We start from the raw sequence: 16,944 nt of genomic DNA, 5'->3' as shown, positions 1-16,944 counted from the left end.
CTTTGAAGTGGCCATGGAAGAATCAATCAGCGGCGCGCCCGTTCGTACAGGCCCTGCACCCGGGGCACGTTGGCCTGGAGTTCCTGGATGCGCTGCGGACCCGAGGGATGGGTGGACAAAAAGCCCGGTCCGCCGGCGCCGCCGCCGGCCTGCGCCATTTTTTGCCACAGGCTGACGGCGGCCTGCGGGTTGTAGCCGCCGCGCGCGGCGAGTTCCAGCCCGACCAGGTCGGCGTCGCTTTCGTCTTCGCGGCTAAAGCGCAGCGTCAGCAGCTCGGTGCCGACATTGGCCGCCAGATCGCCCAACTGGCCCAGCCCCAGCAGCTGCGCGCCCAGCGACAGCAGCGTGCCGGTGCCCTGGCTCTTGGCGATGCGGGCGCGCGCATGCTCGCGCAGCGCGTGGGCCATTTCGTGGCCCATGATCATGGCGATTTCGTCGTCGGTGAGCTTGAGCTGATCCAGGATGCCGGTGTAAAAAGCGATTTTTCCGCCCGGCATGCAAAACGCATTGATCTGCTTGCTGCCGATCAGGTTGACTTCCCAGCGCCATTGTTTGGCGCGGTCGTTCCACTGCGCGGCCTGCGGGATCAGGCGTTTGGAGATGGCGTGCAGGCGCTGCAGCTGCGCATTGCCTGCCGATGCCAGCGCGCCCTGGGACTTGGCCTCGGCCAGCAGCTTGGCGTATTCCTGGGTGGAGGCGCTTTCGAGTTCCTCGGCTGGCACCAGGTTGCGCAGGCCGGACGACTTGCCCACATCGACCTGGGCCAGCAAAGGGGTGCTGACGGCCAGCGCCGTGGCGCCTGCGGCAGCCTGTAAAAATCCCCGGCGGCTGTGCCAGGCTGAGTGTTTGACGTCGCATAAGAAGCACATGCGTGAATAATAGCCAGAAATTGAAATGCCCCATGTCAGATAAAACCACTTCCACGCTTGCTTCCCTGCCCCTGGTTTCAGAGCGCGCGATTGCGGCGCAAGCCCCCGGCCCGACCCCTGCCGCGCCGGCAAAACCCGGCTGGCGCGAGGTCTGGCGCGTGTACTCCGAAGCCGCCACGCTGCGCATGCTGCTGCTGGGCTTTTCAGCCGGGCTGCCGCTGCTGCTGGTGTTCGGCACGCTGAGCTTCTGGCTGCGCGAAGCCGGCATCGACCGCACCACGATTGGCTACCTGAGCTGGGTCGGGCTGGCCTACGGCTTCAAATGGGCCTGGGCGCCGCTGGTGGACCGGCTGCCGATTCCGCTGCTCACGCGCTGGCTGGGCCGCAGGCGCAGCTGGCTGCTGCTGTCGCAGGCGGTCATCATGGTGGCACTGGTCTGCATGGCGCTGACCGACCCCCGGCTGGCGCTGCTGCCGATGGTCTGGTGCGCGCTGGCCGTGGCCTTCGGCTCGGCGACGCAGGACATCGCGCTGGACGCCTACCGCATCGAGTCGGCCGACATCCAGCGCCAGGCCGCGCTGGCCGCCGCCTACCAGACCGGCTACCGCATGGCGATGATCTGGTCCGGCGCCGGCGCGCTGTGGATCGCCGCGCGCGCGGAAATCGTCGGCGTGACGGCCTACCAGCCGGGCGCCTGGCAAACCGCCTACCTGGTCATGGCCGCGTCGATGCTGCTGGGCGTGGTGACGGTGCTCTTTTCACCCGAGCCCCAGCGCCGCGAACTGCCGCCGAGCAAAAACGCCGCCGACTGGCTCAAGGGCGCGCTGATCGAGCCGTTCGCCGACTTTTTGCGCCGCTACGGCAAGCAGGCGCTGCTGATCCTGGCGCTGATCGCGATGTACCGCATCAGCGACGTGGTGATGGGCATCATGGCGAATCCTTTTTATGTCGATATGGGCTACACCAAGGACGAAGTGGCCACGGTCACCAAGATCTACGGCGTCATCATGACGCTGGTCGGCGCGTTTTTGGGCGGCGGGCTGGCGATGCGCTTTGGCGTCATGAAGGTGCTGATGCTGGGCGCCGTGCTGAGCGCCGGCAGCAACCTGCTGTTTGCCTGGCTGGGCACGCGCGGGCACGATGTCACGTCGCTGATCTTTGTGATTTCGGCCGACAACCTGTCCAGCGGCATTGCCTCGGCCGCCTTCATCGCCTATTTGTCGAGCCTGACCAACATCAACTACTCGGCCACCCAGTACGCGCTGTTCAGCTCGATGATGCTGCTGCTGCCCAAGACGCTGGCCGGTTATTCGGGCGCTTATGTCGATGCGTTTGGCTACAGCAACTTCTTTACCGCCACCGCCCTGCTCGGCGTTCCGGTGCTGCTGCTGATTGGCCTGGCTTCACGCTCAAAAACGGCTCCTGCGCAATAAGGACGGGCGCAGGCAGCTATGGATTCAGTAGCTGAACACACCATTTTTTACCTGATCTTTACGATGGCTTCAAGCGCGATTGTTGCGCCCGGCGCACCATGAAGCCCCATGGCGGCAAGTCTTGCGAGAAGACCCGCCTTTCCCATTCAAAGAGGACCGGCCCATGACCCAACAGCTTTTGATGATTGAAGACGACGCCCGCCTGGCCAGCATGGTGGGCGAATACCTGCGCCAGTCCGGCTATGGCTTTGCCCACGCCGCCACCGGCACCGCCGGCCTGGAGGCGCTGCAGGCCACCCCGCCCGACCTGGTGATCCTGGACCTGATGCTGCCCGACATGGACGGCCTGGAAGTCTGCCGCCGCATCAAGGGCCAGGGCGGCGACGCGGCCCGCACCGCCGTCTTGATGCTGACCGCAAAGGGCGACCCGATGGACCGCATCGTCGGCCTGGAAATCGGCGCCGACGACTACCTGCCCAAGCCCTTCGAGCCGCGCGAGCTGCTGGCGCGCATCCGCGCCGTGCTGCGCCGGGGCGGCAACAGCGACGGCAATAACGGCATTAACGGCGGCGGCGCGCAAGCCGGTGGCCACAAGGTGATGCGTTTCGGCTCGCTTGAAATCGACCGCGATGCGCGCGCCGTGACCGTCTCGGGCAACCCGTGCGAGCTGACCTCCTACCAGTTCGACCTGCTGGTGGCGCTGGCCGAGCGCGCCGGCCGCGTGCTGAGCCGCGACCAGATCATGGAAGCCGTGCGCGGGCGCGAACTCGAAGCCTTCGACCGTTCGATTGACGTTCACATGGGCCGCATCCGCAGCGCCATCGAAGCCGACGCCAAGGATCCCAAGCGCATCCTGACGGTGCGCGGCGTGGGCTATGTATTTGCCAAGCAACAAGACTGAGCGCCGAGTGAACAAGCAGATCTGGGCCAGGTTTACCTCGCACCTGTATGTGCGAATCTGGCTGGCCGTGGTGGCGACCGTCATGGTGCTGACCTTCCTGGTGGGTGCCGCCTGGCGGCTGAGCGCCGACCCGCCGCCGCTGCCCATCCGCGAAGTGCTGGTGCACAACGCCGCCGGCGAGGTCATCGGCAAGGGACAGACCAAGCCTGACCGCCAGCGCGGCGACGACATCGAATTTGACGTGGTCACCACAGACGGCCAGACCCTGAACCTGTTGCTGCCCCGGCCGCAGCGCCCGCCGGGCAGCCCCTGGAACCGGCCGCCGTTCGGCTTTGGCTGGATGCTGGGCCTGGTCGGCCTGGCCGTGGCGCTGGGCGCCTACCCGGTCATGCGGCGCCTGACGCTTCGGCTTGAAGCCCTGCAGCGCGGCGTGGAGCGCTGGGGCGCGGGCGACCTGTCGGCACGCATCAATACCGAAGGGCGCGACGAGGTGGCTTTCCTGGCGCGGCGCTTCAACCACGCCGCCGAGCGCATCGAGACGCTGATGGAGTCGCACAAGTCGCTGCTGGCCAATGCCTCGCACGAGCTGCGCTCGCCGCTGGCGCGCATCCGCATGGGGCTCGAACTGATGGGCGTGGACAAGTCGTCACCGCAGCGCATGGAAATTTCCCGCAGCATCGGCGAGCTGGACCAGCTGATCGATGAAATTTTGCTGGCCAGCCGGCTCGACACCAAGCAGGCCGATGCCGAGCCTTTCGAAACGCTGGACCTGACCGGACTGGCCGCCGAGGAATGCGCGCGCGTCAATGCCGAGTTGCAGGCCGAACTGCAAACCGGGCCGGACGCGGACCACAGCCTGACGCTGCAGGGCTCGCCCCGGCTGCTGCGCCGGCTGATCCGCAACCTGCTTGAAAACGCCCGGCGCTACAGCCACGGCGACATCAGCCTGGAACTCGCCCAGAGCGGCACGGGCAGCGGGCAGCGGGCCATCGTCAAGGTGCATGACCGGGGGCCGGGCGTGCCGGCCGGACAGCGAGAGCGTATTTTCGAGCCCTTTTACCGGCTGCCCGGCGCCAGCGAGCGCGAAGGCGGCGTGGGCCTGGGGCTGGCGCTGGTCAAGTCGATCAGCGAACGCCACGGCGGCAGCGTGCGTTGCGAGGAACGGCCTGGCGGCGGCGCCTCATTCATTGTCGAGCTGCCGATGGACAGGCCAGGCCCGGCGGCGGCGCGTGATACCAGAAGTTTCAACTAAAGATATTGAAATCCCCTCTTTGGGGGATGTTCAGGAAGCTCAGCCTGAAGCACAGTGGGGACGTTGCTGTCACAACATTGAAAAAACAGAAAAAATTAGATAACAAAAATTCGGCAAAACCTTTAGTATTCATAAAGATTCAAGACTTCACCGAAACGATTTTTCTGAGAGGACTTTTACAAGGCCACCGCAAGGTGGCCTTTTTTTGGGCGATTCTCGCCCCGGTGACGGTTGATCGACCCCCTCAAGCTGATGGACAGCTGGCAAATCGGCAAGCGGCTAATTGGTATCAAGCGCCTGCAGCACCCGCTCCGCGCCGATGTCATTCAGGCAGCGGGTATGGCCCAGCGGGCATTCGCGCTCGAAACACGGCGCGCAGTCCAGCGGTGGCTGGTAGGCCGGGTCGGCCTTTAGCCAGAGCACGCGCGCCTTGTCGTTCAGCGGCGGCGTGTGCAGGGGGCTGGACGAGCCGAAGATGGCCACCTGCGGCACGCCCAGCGCGGCGGCGACGTGCATCAGGCCGGAGTCGTTGCTGATGGTAGCGTGGCTGGCGGCAATCAAGGCCAGCGCCTGCGGCAGCGAGGTTTTGCCGGCCAGGTTCAGGCACTTGCCGGCTTGCGCTACATTCACGGGCGCGGCAATCTCGTCGCACAGCGCGGCTTCCTTGCCTGAGCCAAGCAGCACCACCGGTAGGTCCAGCCGGGCGGCCAGTTCGGCGAAATGGCGCGCCGGCCAGCGCTTGGCCGGGCCGAATTCGGCGCCCGGCGCAAACACCACATAGCCGCCTTGCCGCAAGCCCAGTTCGTGCAGCGTGGGCGCGATGTCCGCCGCGCTGATGTGCAGCGCTGGCCGGTCGCTGGCCAGGTCGCCTTCGCCGCTCAGGGCCGAATAAAACGCCACCATGGGCGGCTTGTTTTTCGGATTTTTAAGCCGGTGCGTCAGCAGGCCGACGCGCGCCTCGCCCAGGTAGCCGATGCGCTCGGGAATGCTGGCCAGGAACGGCAGCAAGGCGCTTTTCAGCGAATTGGGCAGCACGTAGGCCTTGTCGAACTGGCCTTCGATGCGCCTGGCAATGCTGCGGCGCGCCTTGAACTGCAGGCCGCCATGGGCGAACGGGAATTCGATGACCTCGGCCACCTGCGGCATGGCGCGGTACACCGGCGCCACCCACGGCAGGGCGCCTACCGTCAGGCGCTCGCCGCGCGCATGCAGCCGGCGCAGCAGCGGCTCGGTCATGACCGCATCGCCGATCCACTGCGGCGCGATGACGAGGGCGTTGGACATTTCGGGTTTAGTGCTGCTCATCGACCGCCGCGCAGGCCTTCCATACCAGCCAGGGCCACGGAGACAGCTTTGCCGGGCCGCAGGCGCAGTGGCAAGCGTGGAGGCCTAATGCGCACTGCCAAAGTGCTCGCCGGCCTTGAGCTTGTACACCTCGCCACAGTAGGGGCACTTGGCTTCGCCGGTGCGCGCCACGTCCAGATAGACCTTGGGGTGGCTGTTCCAGACCTTCATGTCGGCCTTGGGGCTGGGGCAGTACACGCAGCCCTGGTCGTTCAGGTCGCTGGCCAGCAGTTCGATGGTGGATGATTTGCTCATTTTTCAGGCTTCTCTTTGTTGTTTTGAACTGAAAACTCAGACCCGGGTCAACCAGGACGCGTACTCGGGATTGCGGCCGTTGACGATGTCAAAGAAGGCCGCCTGGATTTTTTCGGTGATCGGGCCGCGCGAGCCGCTGCCGATTTCGATGCGGTCCAGCTCGCGGATCGGCGTGACTTCAGCGGCCGTTCCCGAGAAGAACGCTTCGTCTGAAATATAGATTTCATCACGGGTAATCGGCTTTTCCCTGATCTCGATGCCAAGGTCTTTGCAGATGCTGAAGACGGTGTTGCGCGTGATGCCGTTGAGCGCACCGGCGCTCGAATCAGGCGTATAGACCACGCCCTTGCGCACGATGAACAGGTTCTCGCCCGCGCCCTCGGAGGCAAAGCCCTGCGGGTCGAGCAGCAGCGCCTCGTCGTAGCCTTCGTCGGTGGCCTCCATGTTGGCCAGGATGGAGTTGGTGTAGTTGCTCACCGCCTTGGCGTGGATCATGGTGATGTTGACATGGTGGCGCGTGAAGCTGCTGGTCTTGACGCGGATGCCGCGCTTCATGCCTTCCTCGCCCAGGTAGGCGCCCCAGGTCCAGGCGGCGACCATCAAATGGATGGTGTTGCCCTTGGGGCTGACGCCGAGTTTTTCGGAGCCGATCCAGGTCAGCGGGCGGATGTAGCCGCTTTCCAGCTTGTTCTCGCGCACTACGGCGAGCTGGGCGTCCATGACTTCCTGCTGCGTGAACGGGATCTTCATGCGCAGGATCTTGGCGCTGTTGAAGAGGCGTTCGGTGTGCTCCTCTAACCGAAAAATCGCCGTGCCGCCATCGGGCATCCTGTAGGCGCGAACGCCCTCGAAGGCGCCGCAGCCGTAGTGCAGGGTATGGGTCAGCACATGGATCTTGGCGTCGCGCCACTCGACCATCTGGCCGTCCATCCAGATTTTGCCGTCGCGATTTTCCATGGAAGGGGCTGCTGGAGTCATGAGTGATCCTGTGGTGAATGAAAGTTGTCTTGAATGAGGGTCCGGCCCATCGGCTGCCTGCTGCGCAAGGCAAGCAGCGCAGGCGGTGCAACAACCCGAAACAATGATTCTACGGCGCGGGCGGCAGCTGGCTTTCGGCCGGCCGGAAAAGCTCGTGATGCGCCAGCTTGCCGCCGACAAACGTGCAGGTGACGTGCGAGTGGGTGCCATCGGTCCAGCGGAACACCTCGGGCTGGGCGTCTTTTTCGGACTGCAGCTTGCCCAGCGCGCGGGTCATGGCGATCACATGCATCAGCGTCATGCCGGGCTTGAGCTTGGCGTTGAGCATGACGGCGCTGCCGACATAGCCAATCGGCCGGTTGGCGGCCCGCTTGAGGACCGTCATCATGCGGGTGAAGTGCAGCAGCATCCACATCACCAGGCCGGTGGCGACGGCCGCCACGCCAGCCCAGCCGTACTGCCGGTAAGCCAGCGCCACCGCCGCCACGCCGGCGACAGGAATAAAGATTTTCTGAAAGTTCATGGCGCTATTTTCGCAGCCCGCGCAGGCGCCGAGGCTGCGGGGAATGCGTAGCGGCCCGGCATGGCTGGCCGGAGCCGTTTTAGGAGTGTTTCAGGTGCTTTGCGCATTCCAGCAAAGCACTTATAGCTATTATTTTAGTAGCAAAATCACCCTGCCCGGCGCGGCATGAAACCAGTCGCAAGCGCATGCGCCCAGTCAGGAAACCCACGACTGGCCGCCACCTGCGCCTGCGCCAGGTGGTCGTAGGGCACGGCGCAGAAAGTGACCTGCCAGCCGTGGCAGTTTTTTTCCAGCAGCGCATAGCGTGCGTGCGGCGCGCCGTTTTCAACCACATGCGGGTAAGGATGGTCGTCGTCATACGCGGGCAGGCCGACGCTGCCGGGGTTCACGACCAGCACGCCGCCGCACTGCACCAGGCGCGGCACATGCGTGTGGCCGCACAGCATCACGGGATGCGTGACGCTGCCCATGCGCTCGGCCACCTCGGCGGGCGTCGCGGCGCGCACGCCGGGGCCGTTGCCCTCGGCAAAGCCCGGCACCGCCGTTTCCAGCCAGTATTCCAAATCGCTGCGCGGCGTGCCGTGGAACAGCCAGATATCGCTGTCGAGTTCCAGAGAAACGGGCAGCGCCTTTAGCCACGCCGCCTGCGCCGCTGAAATCTGGCTGGCCGCGTAACCGTCGCTGGTGGCCGGGTCAATGGCCCCGGCGGGCGGGTCCAGCAAGGCCAGCAGCTGGCGCTCGTGGTTGCCGCGTATCGTCGGAAAATCGTGCGCCATCAGCAACTCGGCGGTTTCAAGCGGCTGCAGCGGGCCGCTCAAAATATCGCCCAGGTTCAGCGTCTGGTCAACGCCCTGGCGCGCAATGTCGGCCAGCACCGCCTGCAGCGCCGGCAAGTTGCCGTGGATGTCAGAAATAATCGCGAGTTTCATGATGTGCCTTTGACTGCAAATCCGGCCCGGGGTTCACTGCAGGCTGCGCACCAGGTCCAGCGCCTGCTCGATCCGCTCGACGGCATGGATGGTCAGGCCTTCAATCGGCTTTTTCGGCGCATTCGCCTTGGGCACCACGGCCACGCTGAAGCCCAGTTTTGCCGCTTCCTTCAGCCGCTCCTGGCCGCGCGGCGCGGGCCGCACCTCTCCGGCCAGGCCGACTTCGCCAAAGGCCAGGAAACCCTTGGGCAGAGCCTTGCCGCGAAGGCTCGACGCAATCGCCAGCATCACCGCCAGATCCGCCGCCGGCTCGCTGATGCGCACGCCGCCCACGGCATTGACGAACACGTCCTGGTCCATGCAGGCCACGCCGGCATGGCGGTGCAGCACGGCCAGCAGCATCGCGAGACGGTCGCGGTCCAGGCCGACGCTGAGCCGGCGCGGATTCGGGCCGCCGTCATCGACCAGCGCCTGGATCTCGACCAACAGCGGCCGCGTGCCTTCGAGCGTCACCATCACGCAGCTGCCCGGCACCGGCTCGCTGTGCTGGCTCAAAAACATCGCGCTCGGGTTGCTCACGCCCTTCAGCCCCTTTTCGGTCATGGCGAAGACGCCGATTTCATTGACCGCGCCAAAGCGGTTCTTGATGGCGCGCACCAGCCTAAAGCTCGAATGCGTGTCGCCCTCGAAATACAGCACGGTATCGACCATGTGCTCCAGCACGCGCGGGCCGGCCAGCGCGCCGTCCTTGGTGACGTGGCCGACCAGCACGATGCACACGCCGCTGGACTTGGCCGCGCGCGTCAGGTGCGCCGCGCATTCGCGCACCTGCGCCACCGAGCCGGGCGCCGAGGTCAGCAGGTCCGAATACACCGTCTGGATCGAGTCGATGACGGCGACCGCCGGCTGCGTCACCTCCAGCGTGGCGAGGATCTTGTCGAGCTGGATCTCGGCCATCACCTTGACCTGCGAGCCGTCCAGCCCCAGGCGGCGCGAGCGCAGCGCGACCTGCGCGCCGCTTTCCTCGCCGGTCACGTAGAGCGTGTTCAGCCCGGCGCGCTGCAGCGAGTCGAGCGCCTGCAGCAGCAGCGTCGATTTGCCGATGCCCGGGTCGCCGCCGATCAGCACCACGCCGCCCTCGACGATGCCGCCGCCCAGCACCCGGTCCAGCTCCTCGTGGCCGGTCGGGGTGCGCGTCATGTCGGTGGCCTCGATGTCGGCCAGCGCGGTCACTTCGCACGCCTTGGCGAGCGACTGGAACTGCGGGCTGTAGCGGTTTTTTCCAGCGGCGGGGTTTTCGGCGCTAGATTCGATCAGCGTGTTCCAGGCAGTGCAATGCGGGCATTTGCCCAGCCACCGGGGGCTGGTGCCGCCGCATTCGGTGCAGGTGTAAATCGTTTTTTCTTTGGCCATGCGGCTAGTGTATTGACCGCTTCGCATCATTGGGCAGACCGGCTGCATGTCCGCACGCGGCGCGCGGAGCGTTGTAGCATGCACCTTCCGACGCCTGGCTTTCTAACTGGAATTTTCATGCCGCACCTGAACATCGAATACACCGCCAACCTGGAAGCCACGGCCGACATGGGCGCGCTGTGCACCACCCTGGCCGCCACGCTGGTGGCGCTGCGCCACGACGATGGCGGCCCACTGTTTCCGGTAGCCGGCACGCGCGTCATGGCCTGGCCGGCGCCGCATTTCGCCGTGGCCGACGGCCAGCCGGGCCGGGCCTTCATCTACCTGAACCTGCGCATCACGCCCGGACGCGGCGCGGCGATGGTCCAGCGCGCCGGCGACGCGGTGCTGGCCAGTTGCAAGGCGCACCTGGCGCAGGTCTTTTCTGAACATGCCGTCGGGCTGACGCTGCAGATCGACGAAGGCGCGCCGGTGTATGAAGGCAAGCACAACAACCTGGCCAGCCACCTGGCCTGAGCGGCGCGGCCGGCCATCAAAACCGGCCTGCGCCCAAGAGGCTGCCGGGCGAGAATGATTGATGCCGCCCTGGCCAGCCCGCCGGCAGTTTGGCATGTTCCTGTTTGTCCGCCCACCCTTTCCCAAGGAAATCACCATGAGTCTTTCACGTCGCCACCTCATCCAGTCCACGGGCGCTGCGGCGCTGCTGGCCGGCATCGGCCGGCAGGCCTGGGCGCAGGCCATCGAGAGCGCCAGGGTCGTCGCCGGTTTTGCCCCGGGCGGCACCGCCGACATCGTCTCGCGCCGCGTGGCCGACAAGCTGCATCCGGCTTATGCCAAAAGCGCGGTGGTTGAAAACAAGACCGGCGCCGGCGGCCAGATCGCCGTGCAGTTTGTCAAAAACGCCGCGCCCGACGGCGCCACGATGCTGCTCACGCCGATGTCGATGCTGGGCATTTACCCCCACACCTACAAAAAGCTGCCGTATGACCCGGTTGCCGACCTGACGCCGGTCTCGGCGGCGGCGATTTTTGACTACGGCTTTGCGGTCGGTCCCATGGTGCCGGCCAGCGTGAAGAACGTGCCCGAGTTCCTGGCCTGGTGCAAGGCCAACCCGATGCTGGCCAACTTCGGCTCGCCCGCCGCCGGCTCGTCGCCGCACTTCATCGGCGCACTGCTGGGCCGTGCCGGCCATGTCGATTTGCGCCATGTGGCCTTTCGCGGCACACAGCCGGCGGTGCTGGACATGGTAGGCGGGCAGATTGCCGCGGTGTCGGGCCCCACCGGCGAGTTCACCCAGCATGTGGCTGCAGGCAAATGCCGCCTGCTGTCCACCAGCGGCCCCAGGCGCGGCAAGTTCACGCCCGGCACGCCGACGCTGGTCGAGCAGGGCTTCAAGGATCTGGCCTTCACCGAATGGTTTGGCTTTTTCCTGCCCGCAAGGGCGCCGCAGGAGGTGGTGCAGCGCCTGAATGCCGCCATCCGCTCGGCGCTGGCGTCGCAGGAGGTGATTGACGGCCTGGCCGTGTCTTACCTGGAAGTCCTGCCCACCTCGCCGGCCCAGCTGGCCGCCATGCTGAAGGCCGACACCGAACGCTGGGGGCCGCTGGTCAAGGCGGTTGGCTTTACCCCGGAAGGCTAGGAAAATGGGAGCCCGCGCAAGGTGCGCGGATAACGCTATTAAAAAAATAGCTACTTACGCCCACAGGTATTGCGCAAACAGCTTTTTTTATACCTAAATAGAGGGGACGAACTCATGAAAGCATGCATTTACGGCGCAGGCGCCATCGGCGGGTGGATTGGCAGCGGGCTGGCGCGGGCCGGCTGCAGCGTCAGCGTGCTGGCGCGCGGCGCCACGCTTGACGCGCTGCAGCTGCACGGGCTGCGCCTGCACGATGGCAAACAGATCACCTCGCAGGCCGTCGCCTCCAGCGACACGCCGGCCGAGCTGGGCGTGCAGGACCTGGTGGTGCTGGCCGTCAAGGCGCCGTCGCTGCCCGAAGTGGCGCGCCAGATCAGGCCGCTGCTGGGGCCGGACACCATCGTGATGACGGCCATGAACGGCGTGCCGTGGTGGTTCCTGCAGGGGTTTGGCGGCGCGCTGGCGGGCAGGCGGCTGACTTCGGTGGACCCCGACGGCATGCTGGCCGAGACCCTGCCCCTGCAGCACATCATCGGCTGCGTGGTGCATGCCAGCTGTTCGGTCGATGAACCCGGACAGGTGCAGCACCACTTTGGCAACCAGCTCATCGTCGGCGAGCCGTCGGGCGAGAAAACCGCGCGCGTGCGGCAACTGGCCGCGCTGCTCGAAAAAGCCGGGTTCGAGGCGCCGGTGTCCGCGCAGATCCAGAAAGACATCTGGTTCAAGCTCTGGGGCAACATGACCGTCAACCCGATCAGCGCGCTGACCGGCGCCACCATCGACCGCATCATGGACGACGAGCTGGTGCGCGGCTTTATCTCGCGCGTGATGCTGGAGGCCAAGGAAATCGGCGCACGCCTGGGCATTTCAATTGACCAGCAGCCCGAGGACCGGCACCAGGTCACGCGCAAGCTCGGCGCGGTCAAGACCTCGATGCTGCAGGATGTGGAAGCCGGCAAGGCGCTGGAGCTGGACGCGCTGGTGGCCGCCGTGCGGGAACTGGGCCAGCTGACCGGCGTGCAGACCCCGTACACCGACGCGCTGCTCGGGCTGGCGCGGCTGAAGGCGCGGGTGAAGGGGCTGTATTAGGGCGCGGCTTGCCCGGCATCGCGCAACAGCACGCCCTGGCTGTAGTGCAAAAACTCGTCCAGGTGCTTTTGAATGATGGCCACCGTGATCGGCAACTGCAGGGCCTGGTAGTCATGCACCGCAATATTGCGAAAACCGACCATGCGCTTGAGGCCTTCGGCCAGCGCCGCATTGATCCAGCCGGCTTGCGCCAGCAGCGCGAACACGTCGCGGGCGCTTTGCGGCACGCCCAGCCTTTCGCGGCGAATCAGGTGCTGGCCCATGTCCAGCGCCGCTTCGCAGGCGCGCTGGATGTTCAGGATGGCCGCATCCTGGCGCGTGAAATCGGTGGCGAAGGTGGCCGGGTCGCGGTCATATTCCTCGCGCGCCCGCCTGATGCAGCGCTCGATGGTGGCTGCCTTGTTGATCAGCACGTCATCGGCCATAAACGCTTCCCCTTTTTTGAATGTCGTCGAGCAGGCCCGCACGGGCGGTATCGAGCGCGGTCTTTTCGCTCAGAATCGCCGCCTCGTACAGGGCGGCCTGCGCATCCCAGGCCCACCAGCGCTGGCCGGTGGTGATGATCTGGTGTTGCATCACGGTCGAGGCCGCGCGCAGGTCCAGCAAATCGACCGGGCAGCCGGCCAGGTCAGCCAGGTCGCCGGACAGCGTCCACAAGGCCAGCGGATCGGCATATCCGGCCACCAGGACGGCCAGGTCGAGGTCGCTTTGCGGCCCCGCCGTGCCCTGGATACGGCTGCCGAAGGCATAAATCGCCAGCAGGCCGGGCACGCGGCTTTGCAGCATGCCGAGGATGGCTTTGCAGTTCATGGGCAGAGCGGCGCAAACGGCACGCGCGGCGCCACCGCGCACATCAGTTCATAGCCCACCGTGCTGGCGGCCCGCGCCACCTCGTCGATGGACAGCATGGCGCCGCCTTTTGACGCGCGGCCCCAGAGCGTGACCTCGCTGCCCATGCCGGCTTTGGGAACGGGCGTGAGGTCCACGGTGATCATGTCCATGCTGACGCGGCCGACCATGCGCGTGCGCACGCCGTTCACCAGCACGGGCGTGCCGGTGGGGCAGTGGCGCGGATAGCCGTCGGCGTAACCGCAGGCCACGACGCCGATGCGCATCAAGCCTTCGGCGACAAAGCTGGAGCCGTAGCCGACGGTATCGCCAGCCGCCAGGGTCTGCAGGCCGATGATTCGGGATGACAGCGTCATCGTCGGCTGCAAGTCCCAGCCGGCGGCGCTGTGCTCGGGAAAGTCGGGCGCGCTGCCGTAGAGCACGATGCCGGGCCGCACCCAGTCCGAGCGCCCGGCCAGCGCGCCGGTGTGGCGCAGGATGGCCGCGCTATTGCTGAGCGTGCGCTCGCCGGGCAAATCATGCGTCACGGCATCGAAAGCCTGGAGCTGCGCGGTGATGCCCTTCGGGCCGTCGGCATCGGGAAAATGCTGCATCAGCGAGATTTCATCGACCTGCGGCAAGGCATTGAGGCGAATCCAGGCGGCGCGAAAGCGCTCGGGCGTGAAGCCCAGGCGGTTCATGCCGGTGTTCATTTTCAGGAACACGCGGTGCGGCAGCTGCGTCTTGTGCGCGGCCAGCATGTCGATCTGCTCCTGGCAATGAATCGTGTGCCACAGGCCCAGGCGCGAGCACAGTTCCAGGTCGCGCGCCTCGAAGCAGCCTTCGAGCAGCAGGATCGGGCCGCGCCAGTCGAGCGCGCGCAGGCGCCTGGCCTCGTCCAGGTCGAGCAGCGCAAAGCCATCGGCGCTGCGCAGCGCATCAAAAACGCGCTCGATGCCGTGGCCGTAGGCGTTGGCCTTGACGACGGCCCAGACCTTGGCGTCAGGCGCGGCAGTGCGAACGCGCGCCAGGTTGTGGCTGAGGGCGGCAAGGTGGATGGTGGCAAGAATGGGACGTGGCATGGGGCAATCAGGTGAAAAGTGAACGGCGGGCCGGAGCGGCTGGCTTCGGGTTAGCGGGCAGACTCAGGGTCTTTCTTCGATTCTGTCACCGGCCCCCATGCTATAAACAGCGATTCTTTGGAGACATTCACCTGTATTTGGAGACATCAGACGAACTGATGCATTTTTTGCGGTGATCAATACAGTTTAATGAAGCGCGGTTTTTACACCATCATGGCAGCCCAGTTTTTCAGCTCGCTGGCTGACAACGCGCTATTCGTAGCGGCTGTGGAACTCCTCAAGACCAACGGGGCGCCCAAATGGCAACCGGCGGCGCTGGTGCCGATGTTCGCGCTTTTCTACGTGATTCTGGCGCCTTTTGTCGGTGCCTATGCAGACGCCCGGCCCAAGGGCAACGTCATGTTCGTCAGCAACGCCATCAAGGTCATCGGCTGCCTGATGATGCTGTTCGGCTCGCACCCGCTGCTAGCCTATGCCATCGTCGGCCTCGGCGCCGCCGCCTATTCGCCGGCCAAGTACGGCATCCTGACCGAATTGCTGCCGGCCTCGCAACTGGTCAAGGCCAACGGCTGGATCGAGGGCCTGACGATTTCCTCGATCATTTTGGGCGTGCTGCTGGGCGGCCAGCTGGTGGGGCGTTCCATCTCCACCTACCTGCTGGCATTCGACCTTCCGGTCATCGACACCGGCATCGACACGCCGCCCGAAGCGGCGATCTCGCTGCTGATCCTGCTCTACATCATTGCCGCCTGGTTCAACCTGCGCATCCCCGACACCGGCGTTGAAATGCGGCCGATGCCGCGCAACAAGTTCGAGCTGCTGCCAGATTTCTGGAACTGCAACGCAGCGCTGTGGCGCGACAAACTGGGCCAGATCTCGCTGGCAACCACCACGCTGTTCTGGGGCGTGTCGGGCAACCTGCGCTACATCGTGCTGGCCTGGAGCGCTGCGGCGCTGGGCTACAGCACCACGCAGGCCTCGTCGCTGGTGGGCGTGGTGGCGATTGGCACGGCCGCCGGCGCCATTTTGGCGTCGATGCGGATGCGGCTGGACCAGGCGACCAAGGTCATGCCGCTGGGCATTGCCATGGGCGTGCTGGTCATCGGCATGAACTTCATCACCAACGTCTGGGTGGCCGCGCCTTTCCTGATTTTGCTCGGCGGCCTGGGCGGCTTCCTGGTGGTGCCGATGAACGCGCTGCTGCAGCACCGGGGCCACAACCTGATGGGCGCGGGCCGCTCGATTGCGGTGCAGAACTTCAACGAGCAGGCCTGCATCCTGAGCCTGGGCGCGGGCTACAGCCTGTCCACCGGCATGGGGCTGTCGGCCTTTGGCGCCATCACCGGTTTTGGCATCGTGGTGGCCGGCAACATGTGGCTGATCCAGCGCTGGCACAAGAGCAACACCGTCAAGTACAAGCTGCAGCTCGACCACCTGATCAGCATCGCCCGCAGCGACAAATCGCACTGATGGCGGGGCTGCATCCGGCCCGCGCGGCACACGGGCGAACGGCTGCGCTGGCGGTCGGCGCGCTGGTCTTCAATGCGCTGGTGTGGGGCGTTTCCTGGTGGCCGTTTCGCCAGTTGCAGGGCCATGGCCTGCACCCGCTGTGGGCCACGGCGCTGATGTACCTGCTGATCGTCGCCGGGCTGCTGGCCGTGCAGTTCAAGGCCTGGCGCGGCTTTGCGGCGCATCCGCAGCTGTGGCTGCTGGGCCTTGCGGCGGGCCTGACGAATGTCGGCTTCAACTGGGCCGTCACCGTGGGCGACGTGGTGCGGGTGGTGCTGCTGTTTTACCTGATGCCGGCCTGGTCGGTGCTGGTGGCGTGGCTGCTGCTGGGTGAAAAACCGACTGCCGCATCGCTGTTTCGGCTGCTGCTGGCCATGACCGGGGTACTGATCGTGCTGAAGGCGCCCGACTCTGCGTGGCCGGTTCCGCAGGGCGCCGCCGACTGGCTGGCCATTGCGGGCGGCTTCAGTTTTGCGGTCACCAATTGCCTACTGCGCAAATTCGCCGACGCGCCCGGCAACACCTGCATGCTGGCCATGTTTGGCGGCAGCGGCCTGATGGCGACGCTGGCCGCGCTGCTCGGCTTGTCGCTGCAGGTGGTGCCCGGCCCGGCGCTGCAGGCGGCCGGCATTCCGGTGCTGCTGGGGTTGAGCCTGGCCTTCATGGCCAGCAACGCGGCCCTGCAATACGGCGCGGCACGCCTGGCGGCCGGCGCGACGGCAATTGTGATGCTGACCGAAATCCTGTTTGCCAGCGGGTCCGCCGCCGCGCTGGGGGCCGCCCAGTTCACGCCGCGCATCCTGCTGGGTGGCAGTTTGATCGTGCTGGCGGCGGTGCTGGCAGCCACGGCGCCTTCGGCCAAAGAATAATAGCCCCCACGCTTTTCGCTTCGCGTAATGC

Annotated in this window: 18 protein-coding genes; 8 read left to right on the top strand and 10 right to left on the bottom strand. The window is 65.8% G+C overall.

Annotated elements, in window-relative coordinates:
• Positions 1-26 precede the first annotated feature (26 nt).
• A complete protein-coding gene (locus ABLV49_RS00790) occupies positions 27-869 on the bottom strand; it encodes a M48 family metallopeptidase (RefSeq protein ID WP_349279758.1) in 843 nt (280 codons plus the stop codon).
• Between the two features lie 32 nt (positions 870-901).
• Between ABLV49_RS00790 and ABLV49_RS00785 the strand changes: the two genes are divergently transcribed.
• The 3 genes from ABLV49_RS00785 (at position 902) to ABLV49_RS00775 (ending at position 4,455) form a co-directional block, all read left to right on the top strand.
• Positions 902-2,302, top strand: a complete 1,401-nt coding sequence (locus ABLV49_RS00785; protein WP_349279756.1) for an AmpG family muropeptide MFS transporter — start codon at positions 902-904, stop codon at positions 2,300-2,302.
• A gap of 163 nt (positions 2,303-2,465) precedes the next feature.
• Entirely contained in the window at positions 2,466-3,203 is a 738-nt protein-coding gene (locus tag ABLV49_RS00780) for a response regulator transcription factor (RefSeq protein WP_349279754.1), read from the top strand.
• Entirely contained in the window at positions 3,178-4,455 is a 1,278-nt protein-coding gene (locus ABLV49_RS00775) for an ATP-binding protein (RefSeq protein ID WP_349279752.1), read from the top strand. Before ABLV49_RS00780 ends, ABLV49_RS00775 begins: the two co-directional genes overlap by 26 nt.
• A gap of 279 nt (positions 4,456-4,734) precedes the next feature.
• Here ABLV49_RS00775 and waaF read toward each other — a convergent pair whose 3' ends face one another.
• The 6 genes from waaF to radA form a co-directional block, all read right to left on the bottom strand.
• Positions 4,735-5,739 (bottom strand): lipopolysaccharide heptosyltransferase II, encoded by a 1,005-nt coding sequence (gene waaF, locus ABLV49_RS00770; protein ID WP_349279750.1) that lies wholly within the window; start codon positions 5,737-5,739, stop codon positions 4,735-4,737.
• A gap of 105 nt (positions 5,740-5,844) precedes the next feature.
• A complete protein-coding gene (locus tag ABLV49_RS00765; RefSeq protein ID WP_349279748.1) occupies positions 5,845-6,054 on the bottom strand; it encodes a zinc-finger domain-containing protein in 210 nt (69 codons plus the stop codon).
• Positions 6,055-6,090: 36 nt separating this feature from the next.
• Positions 6,091-7,032 (bottom strand): branched-chain amino acid transaminase, encoded by a 942-nt coding sequence (locus ABLV49_RS00760; protein ID WP_349279746.1) that lies wholly within the window; start codon positions 7,030-7,032, stop codon positions 6,091-6,093.
• A gap of 109 nt (positions 7,033-7,141) precedes the next feature.
• Positions 7,142-7,555 carry a glycerate kinase gene (locus ABLV49_RS00755; RefSeq protein WP_349279744.1) on the bottom strand — a complete coding sequence of 138 codons (414 nt, stop codon included), beginning with the start codon at positions 7,553-7,555 and terminating at the stop codon, positions 7,142-7,144.
• A gap of 146 nt (positions 7,556-7,701) precedes the next feature.
• Entirely contained in the window at positions 7,702-8,484 is a 783-nt protein-coding gene (locus ABLV49_RS00750; protein ID WP_349279742.1) for a metallophosphoesterase family protein, read from the bottom strand.
• A gap of 33 nt (positions 8,485-8,517) precedes the next feature.
• Positions 8,518-9,897 carry a DNA repair protein RadA gene (radA, locus tag ABLV49_RS00745; protein ID WP_349279740.1) on the bottom strand — a complete coding sequence of 460 codons (1,380 nt, stop codon included), beginning with the start codon at positions 9,895-9,897 and terminating at the stop codon, positions 8,518-8,520.
• 117 nt (positions 9,898-10,014) lie between these two features.
• On the opposite strand from radA, the gene ABLV49_RS00740 reads away from it, so the two are divergent.
• The 3 genes from ABLV49_RS00740 to ABLV49_RS00730 all read left to right on the top strand — a co-directional run bounded on the left by ABLV49_RS00740 (position 10,015) and on the right by ABLV49_RS00730 (position 12,625).
• Entirely contained in the window at positions 10,015-10,413 is a 399-nt protein-coding gene (locus tag ABLV49_RS00740) for a 5-carboxymethyl-2-hydroxymuconate isomerase (protein WP_349279739.1), read from the top strand.
• Positions 10,414-10,549: 136 nt separating this feature from the next.
• Complete coding sequence (locus ABLV49_RS00735) at positions 10,550-11,536, top strand: Bug family tripartite tricarboxylate transporter substrate binding protein (protein ID WP_349279737.1); 987 nt, start codon at positions 10,550-10,552, stop codon at positions 11,534-11,536.
• Positions 11,537-11,650: 114 nt separating this feature from the next.
• Positions 11,651-12,625, top strand: a complete 975-nt coding sequence (locus ABLV49_RS00730; RefSeq protein ID WP_349279735.1) for a 2-dehydropantoate 2-reductase — start codon at positions 11,651-11,653, stop codon at positions 12,623-12,625.
• On the opposite strand, the gene hepT is transcribed toward ABLV49_RS00730, so the two are convergent.
• From hepT to alr, 3 genes are read right to left on the bottom strand one after another with little or no spacing between them, the layout of a single operon-like run.
• Entirely contained in the window at positions 12,622-13,050 is a 429-nt protein-coding gene (gene hepT / locus ABLV49_RS00725; RefSeq protein ID WP_349279733.1) for a type VII toxin-antitoxin system HepT family RNase toxin, read from the bottom strand. The two genes, ABLV49_RS00730 and hepT, sit on opposite strands and share 4 nt — an antisense overlap.
• Positions 13,040-13,435, bottom strand: a complete 396-nt coding sequence (mntA, locus tag ABLV49_RS00720) for a type VII toxin-antitoxin system MntA family adenylyltransferase antitoxin (RefSeq protein WP_349279731.1) — start codon at positions 13,433-13,435, stop codon at positions 13,040-13,042. Before mntA ends, hepT begins: the two co-directional genes overlap by 11 nt.
• On the bottom strand, positions 13,432-14,535 hold the full coding sequence (gene alr, locus ABLV49_RS00715; protein WP_349279729.1) for an alanine racemase: 1,104 nt from the start codon (positions 14,533-14,535) through the stop codon (positions 13,432-13,434). The genes mntA and alr overlap by 4 nt, the downstream gene beginning before the upstream one ends.
• 189 nt (positions 14,536-14,724) lie before the next feature.
• On the opposite strand from alr, the gene lplT reads away from it, so the two are divergent.
• Complete coding sequence (gene lplT, locus ABLV49_RS00710; RefSeq protein WP_349279727.1) at positions 14,725-16,005, top strand: lysophospholipid transporter LplT; 1,281 nt, start codon at positions 14,725-14,727, stop codon at positions 16,003-16,005.
• Positions 16,005-16,913 (top strand): DMT family transporter, encoded by a 909-nt coding sequence (locus ABLV49_RS00705; protein ID WP_349279725.1) that lies wholly within the window; start codon positions 16,005-16,007, stop codon positions 16,911-16,913. Before lplT ends, ABLV49_RS00705 begins: the two co-directional genes overlap by 1 nt.
• Positions 16,914-16,944: the final 31 nt, after the last annotated feature.

It is taken from the genome of Polaromonas hydrogenivorans, assembly GCF_040105105.1.
In the GTDB taxonomy this organism is placed as follows: Bacteria; Pseudomonadota; Gammaproteobacteria; order Burkholderiales; family Burkholderiaceae_C; genus Polaromonas; species Polaromonas hydrogenivorans.
The sequence above is the reverse complement of the archived record's forward strand: the minus strand, read 5'-3'. Positions and strand labels throughout refer to the sequence as shown.